We start from the raw sequence: 6,704 nt of genomic DNA on the forward strand, positions 1-6,704 counted from the left end.
CGGTTCCGCTCATCCAGGCGCCCACGAACACGTAGCCTGACCAGCTGTAGCATAGGCGCGCCACGTTCCCCGGGCATCCGCGCGTTTCTCCCCTGGGACAGAGTCGCTGGTCAGTTCTCTACAACAGGGTGCACGGTACCGGGCGGCTGCGATTTACACGCCCGTGTGAATCGCGGTGGGAGCAGGGACTGACAACAGCCGGACCTCGCACGATGAACGGTCGAATCGTTTCGTGCGAGGCCCGGAGGGACGCGTCCTGGTCAGGCAGTCGGCGGGACGCGGGGGATCAACAGACGTGAGGCCCGGTCGCCTCCGGTGTGGAGAACGTGGCGGCCGGTGTTGACCAGGGCAGCGTGCCTCTGCGCGAACAGGCCGTCGTCGTAGGCGTTGAGGTCGTGCCCCTGGACGACCAGGCGCAGGGTCTCGCCTGCATGGAAGAGCGTGCCGGAAGGCCAGATCTCGATGTCGACGGGCACGACCTCCCCGGGACTCAGCGGTAGGTCGCGCTGGTGGCGCAGCACGGGGCGCTCGGGGGTGGAGACGGCTTCGTCGAGCTCGCGCCGCGACACCCGTAGCCAGCCCAAGGCGACGTGGCCGTCGTCGAAGGTGGAGAAGAAGGGGAAGTTGACCTCGTTGCCGTCGGTGTCCAGTTTTTCCACGCCGACGAAGAGGTCCATATCGGTGGCGCCGTCGGCCTCCACCCAGAGCCGGAGTGCCATTCCGCCGACCAGTTCCGTGTCCCGGTCGAACCGGTGGTCGAACACGGCTCGGCCTTCGAGGGCATCGTATTCGAGGCGGCCCCTCGAAGCTGGGGCGTGAGAGAGCAGGCCTCCGCTGTCCGCGTCCAGGTACAGCGGGGTGTACTCGACGCGTTTGAGTGGCCACTCGCTCTCAGCTCGGACCTCTCCGGTGTAGGCCCGGTCCCGGACCTCGAGACGGACCGTGGGCCACTGCGCGACCTCGGTGGCATTGCCCTTCAGCACGTGGTCGAAGAAGGCGAGCTGACGAGGCAGGCTGTCCTCGGAGTAGTAGTAGGCCCATTTCTTGCGACCGTGGACCTCAAGCCACTTGTTCGGCGAAGAGATGCGGCGGAAACCTTCGAGGGTGCCTCGGGTGTGCAGCCCGTGATCGGACCAGCTGGCCACGACGTAGGCGGGCACGTCGATCTTCTCGAGATCGGCGACCTTGGACTTCCAGTAGTCGTCGTAGAACGGGTGATTCATGGCGTTGGTGGCAACGTCCTCGACCTGGCCGTGGGTCTTGGCGATGAGCGGGCCGAGCAGTGGCAAGAATTGGGTCTCCGGGATCCCGCCGTGGGTAGCCACTTCGTAGTAGGGGTCGTGGAACCCCTCGAACGGGTTGATCGCGGCGAGGTGCGGCGGGCGCAGTGCGGCGACGTTCCACTGGATGACCGAATACCAGGACACCCCCGACATGCCCACCTTGCCAGTGCTCCACGGCTGGACGCCGGCCCATTCGATGAGGTCGTAGCAGGCAGCGGCTTCGCCGGGGCCGAACATCTCGACGTCGCCCTCCGATCCCCAGGCGCCGCGCGCGTCCGCGATGATGACCGTGTAGCCGTGCGCGGTCCAGTACGCCGGATCGGGCGTTTCGAACGCGGTGTAGGGAGAGAGCCGCTCGAGGTCGATGTCGTGACCGGGCCAGTTGCGCCACTCAAGCGCACCGTGCTTGCCGTACGGCGACCAGGCGATCAGCACCGGTGTGGGTTCGTCGGAGTCGGCGGGGGCGTACCGGTCGACCAGTAGCCGCAGGCCATCGCGCATGGGAACGGAGACGTTGCGCTCGATGCGCATCCCGTTCTCCATCGAGCTGCTCGGCTCAGCTCCCGGCCAGCCGGCCTCCTCTGGAGGAATACCGCGAGTGAATACGTACAGCGACGGCTCGGCGTTCATGGTGGCTCCTGCTCCCTCGTTGGACCTGGATGCGCTGGGCGCCCAGTAAAGGGCGCGATCCGGCGAGCACGCTTGGTCTGCCGATTCAAAGCTCACGCGACCGCTTGTATCCGCGTTCAAGTCAACTGGCGAACAGGAACAGCAGTACAACGCCCGCGCCGGAATCTGATCCCCCGGGACAAGCCCGCGGACGGGTCGGAGCCCTGTACTACGTCGCAACCCGTTGTGCAGCTCACCGGTCACTGCACCGCGGCCCTCACGACCGGTCACAGCTACTCGAAGAGGAGAGCCTGATGACGACCTCTGCCGAATCCGCGCCCGTGGTGAGCGTCGACGAACCGAACACCCAGGAATTGGTGCGTCGAGTCGCCGAGCTACAGCCGCTGCTACGTGCCAACGCCGCTCAGGCGGAGGCCGACCGACGGGTGCCGGACGAGAACATCGAGGTCCTGCGTGAGGCGGGGGTCTTCCGGATCATGCAACCGCGCCGCTGGGGCGGGCTCGAGACCGACTTCACCACCTTCATGAAGATCAGCGAAGAGATCGGCCGGGGTGACGGCTCGACCGCTTGGGTCAGTGCACTGATGAACGTGTGCAGCTGGTTGATCGGGCTGTACCCCGAGCAGGCTCAGCGCGAGGTGTGGGGCGTGGACCCCGAGGCCCGTGCGTGCGGCGTAGTCGCCCCCACAGCGGAGACCCGCGCCGTCGACGGCGGCCAGATCGTCTCGGGATCGTGGGGGTTCGCCTCGGGATCCGCGCATTCGGCGTGGGCGCTACTCGGGATTCCCGTCGTCGATGCTTCAGGACAGCAGGTCGATCAAGGTCTGGCCCTGATCTCGATGAGCGACCTGACGGTCAAGGACACCTGGTTCGTCGCCGGCCTCCGGGGAACCGCGAGCAACACCCTGGTCGCCGAGGAGCTGTTCGTGCCCGACCACCGCATCCTGTCGGTCGGTAAGGCCCTTGGCGGTGAGTACGGCACCGAGCACAAGGAAGAGGCGCTCTACCACTCCGCTTTTGTCCCTGTCCTGGCGCTCATCCTCGTCGGGCCGCAGATCGGGATGGCACGCGCAGCGCTCGATGTCGTCTCCGAGAGCCTCGCCAAGCACAAACCGATCTCCTACACCTTCTACGAGGACTCGGCCGCGGCGCCCACGACGCAGCTGAACCTCGCCGAGGCCACGCAGCTGATCGACACCGCACACCTTCACGCGATGCGCGCGGCATCCGACGTCGACGAGTGGGCCTCGTCTCTGAAATACATGGACCGGCTCACGCGCACCAGGGTTCGGATGGACACCGGATACATCGCCCGGCGCTGCCGCGAGGCGATCGACCTGCTGGTGAGCATCGCAGGGGCGAGCTCGTTCGGCGAGAAGAACCCGCTGCAGCGCATTTGGCGAGACCAGGAAACCGGCAGCCGCCACGCCGTCGTCAACCCCTCGATCGCCGCCGAGATCTACGGACGCGAGCTGCTCGGCCAGCAGGACCAGATCACACCTCTGATCTGAGGAGAAGAACGATCTGCTGCTGGTCAAACGCACTCAGACTCACGCGGGAGGCATCGGCCGAGATGAATCGGATCCGCGAAACAACGGCCCGTGCGGAGGTCCGGGCGGTGGCGGAGCAGCTCCTCTACACCTACGCCGCTGCCGCCGACGAACTGGACATCGAGACCCTGACCGAGCTGCTGTCCGAGGCTCAGGTCAATTTCGCAGGCCGCGCCGGCACAGGTGCGGAGTTCGTGGCGAGCCTGTTCGGTGACCTGTTCGCGAACGCTCCGCGCGTACGCCACCTGGTGAGCAACGTCAGGGTATGGGAGGCCGTGGACACCGCCGGCGCGATCAGTTGCTCGGCGACGTGCCGATACACCCGGTGGAGCTACGAACCGCAACCCGAACTGCTCAGCATGGGCGACTACTCCGCGCGCTTCATCGAAGCGGAGGGACAGTGGTCGTTCCAACGCTTCCAAGTCGAGCCCTTGTGGAGCGCTCCGCCCCGCTGAAACGACACTCGCTCAAAGGCGGCAAGCTCAGGAGGACTCATGAACACCCCTTCACACACCGCTCCGGATACAGTGCACCCCAGCGAATTCCGACGTGCGATGCGCAACGTCCCCACCACGGTAACCGTCGTGGCCACCATGAACGGCGACCAGCCGATCGGCATGGTCGTCGGCACGTTCACAGCGATCTCCATGGACCCGCTGCTCGTGGGCTTCTTCGGTGATCACCGCTCCAAGACGCTCACAGAGATCACAGCCGCCGATCGCTGGAGCTTCAGCGTCCTGCATCAGGACGACGCCTTGGCAGCCGAGGCTTTCCGTGGGCCGCCGGAAAGCAGGTTCTCCGCACTCACCTGGGATGTCTCCGATTTCGGCACGCCGTTGATCAGGGGCGCGATGATCACCATCGAGGCGGTCAACGACTCGGTCGTCCGCATCGGCGATCACGACCTCGTGACCGCCAAGGTGATGTCCCTTCGCGAGGGCGATCGTTCGCGGCATCCGCTCGTGTACTTCCAGGGCAGGATGACGAGGCTGGATCCCGAGCAGGTCTCCCATTCCGGAGGCACGATCCAGGCGGGGAGGTCACGATGACCGCCGTGGCTTCCGCGGAGGCCTTGATGATCAAGGACCTGCAGGTGGTCGCCGACCTCGCCGCGGGCAAGCCCGTCGTGCTGTACGACCGCGAGCAGTGCGCGGCCACTCTCGTCATCGCCGCAGCCACAGCCTCAGCGGATGTGATCGCCTTCGCGGTGCGGCACGGATCAGGCCTACTCACCGTGGCACTTCCAGAGCAGGACTGCGACCGTCTCGGACTGACGCGCATGATCGGGGCCGGCCATCACTCCTCGTTGCGCGATGCCCGGGTCACCGTCGACGCGGCAGAGGGCATCAGCACTGGCATCTCGGCCACTGACCGAGCGCGCACCGTTCGACTTCTCGGCCGTCCTGAGGCCAAACCTGACGACCTCAATCGCCCCGGCCACGTCATGACGACCGCAGTTCCGCCTTCCTGCTGTTCCTGCGGCCAACCATCGGCACCATCGAGCGCGGCGGTCGCCCTCGAACTAGTGCGCACGAGCGGACTGCGTCCGGCCGCCGCGCTGACCCACCTCGTGCATCCCGATTCCGCGGAGTTGCTCGACTACGACAATGCCCTCCAATTTGGACACACGTACGGGTTGCAGGTCGCTGACTCCCTCGAGCTTCTCACCCACACCTGAGCAGTATCTCGCGCTGCTCAGCACAACCCCCACAAACCGAGGAGCACCAACCATGGCCTTCGTCAACGAAGACAACCTCACCGAACTGGCCACGGCGCGTTGGGCCACAGCCCAATCACCCCGCCTCGCCCAGGTGATGACGGCGTTGGTCCGCCATGTCCACGCGTTCGCCCGCGAGGTGAACCTCTCCGAGGAGGAATGGCAGGCGGCGATGGACTGGCTGGCCGCGACTGGCCGGATCAGCGACGAGAAACGACACGAGTTCATCCTCGCCTCGGACGTCGTCGGTCTCAGCACGCTGGTCGTGCAACTGAACAACCAGTTCTCAGCCTCGGCGACGCCCGCCACCGTGCTCGGCCCGTTCCACATCGACGGATCGCCCGCACTGTCCTACGGCGAGGACATGTCCGACGGGCTTCCGGGGACTCCCCTGTTCATCACCGGCCGCGTCACCGACCTCGACGGCAAGCCCGTGCCGAATGCACTGCTGGACATCTGGCAGGCCGACTCCGACGGATACTACGAGGCCCAGCTGTCCGAAATCGACGAGGCACGGCTTCGTTCGAAGTACCGCACGCGAGAAGACGGCACCTACTGCGTCCGCACCATCGCCCCGCTGGGCTACTCCATCCCCCTCGACGGCCCTGTAGGCGACCTGATCGGCAAAACCGAGATCAGCCCGTTCAGGCCCGCCCACATCCATTTCCTCATCGACCAACCCGGCTACCGCAAGCTCATCACCCACCTGTTCCAGGAAGGAACCGACTATCTCGAGTCCGACGTGGTGTTCGGCGTGAAGGACGCGCTGATCGTCCGGTTCGAAACCAAGCAGCCCGGTACGGCACCGGACGGCAGCCAGGTCGACACACCCTACCTGCACGCCACCTACGACTTCGTCCTCGAGCCCACCGGGGACACGGCGACGCGCTGACCACACCTCAGACAACGACGCAAGAAGGATGAATGATGACTGGTCCGCTCGAGGGCCTGCTGGTCGCGGATTTCTCGCGGATCTTGGCAGGCCCGTACGCGACGATGTTGCTCGCCGACATGGGTGCCGACGTGGTGAAGGTCGAAGGGCCACGCGGTGACGACACGCGCAGCTGGATGCCTCCGGTTCGCGACGGGGTGTCCACCTACTATCTCGGCATCAACCGAGGTAAGCGGTCGATCGCACTGGACCTGGGTGACGAGGCCGACGCGCAGGTCGCGCGAAGTTTGGCCGAGCGCGCGGATGTGCTCATCGAGAATTTCAAGCCGGGTGGCCTCGGTAAGTATGGCCTGGACTTCGACACCGTGCGCGAGTCCAATCCGGGCATTATCTACACGTCGATCACCGGTTTCGGCTCGGGTGCGGGCAAGCACGTGCCTGGTTATGACCTGATGGTCCAAGCGATGTCCGGTCTGATGAGCTTGACCGGTGAGCCCGACGGCTCACCGTATCGAGCTGGGATCTCGGTGTTCGATGTGATGGCCGGCAACCACGCGGCCATCGGGGCCGTGTCATGACAACTGTGTAAGCCGCGGATGGACCAAGATCGGATTGCCCGACGCGATCCAGAA

At 65.6% G+C, this 6,704-nt stretch carries 6 protein-coding genes and 1 pseudogene; 6 read left to right on the top strand and 1 reads right to left on the bottom strand.

Annotation, left to right across the window (positions count from 1 at the left end; translation table 11 throughout):
• Positions 1 to 260 precede the first annotated feature (260 nt).
• Entirely contained in the window at positions 261 to 1,913 is a 1,653-nt protein-coding gene (locus FCN18_RS15860) for a CocE/NonD family hydrolase (RefSeq protein ID WP_137095474.1), read from the bottom strand.
• A gap of 29 nt (positions 1,914 to 1,942) precedes the next feature.
• On the opposite strand from FCN18_RS15860, the gene FCN18_RS15865 reads away from it, so the two are divergent.
• The 6 genes and pseudogenes from FCN18_RS15865 to FCN18_RS15890 all read left to right on the top strand — a co-directional run.
• A complete protein-coding gene (locus FCN18_RS15865; protein ID WP_228713981.1) occupies positions 1,943 to 3,424 on the top strand; it encodes an acyl-CoA dehydrogenase family protein in 1,482 nt (493 codons plus the stop codon).
• 62 nt (positions 3,425 to 3,486) lie between these two features.
• Entirely contained in the window at positions 3,487 to 3,918 is a 432-nt protein-coding gene (locus tag FCN18_RS15870) for a nuclear transport factor 2 family protein (protein ID WP_112267817.1), read from the top strand.
• Positions 3,919 to 4,017: 99 nt separating this feature from the next.
• Positions 4,018 to 4,512 (top strand): flavin reductase family protein, encoded by a 495-nt coding sequence (locus FCN18_RS15875; protein WP_228713983.1) that lies wholly within the window; start codon positions 4,018 to 4,020, stop codon positions 4,510 to 4,512.
• The gene (locus FCN18_RS15880) at positions 4,509 to 5,141 is read left to right on the top strand and encodes a 3,4-dihydroxy-2-butanone-4-phosphate synthase (protein WP_137095475.1); all 633 of its coding nucleotides are present in this window, start codon (positions 4,509 to 4,511) and stop codon (positions 5,139 to 5,141) included. Before FCN18_RS15875 ends, FCN18_RS15880 begins: the two co-directional genes overlap by 4 nt.
• Before the next feature lie 52 nt (positions 5,142 to 5,193).
• Positions 5,194 to 6,072, top strand: a complete 879-nt coding sequence (locus FCN18_RS15885; RefSeq protein ID WP_112267823.1) for a dioxygenase family protein — start codon at positions 5,194 to 5,196, stop codon at positions 6,070 to 6,072.
• Positions 6,073 to 6,107: 35 nt separating this feature from the next.
• A pseudogene (locus FCN18_RS15890) lies at positions 6,108 to 6,647 on the top strand (CaiB/BaiF CoA transferase family protein); the annotation flags it as partial.
• Positions 6,648 to 6,704: the final 57 nt, after the last annotated feature.

This window comes from Prauserella endophytica (assembly GCF_005146945.1).
Lineage (GTDB): Bacteria > Actinomycetota > Actinomycetes > Mycobacteriales > Pseudonocardiaceae > Prauserella_A > Prauserella_A endophytica.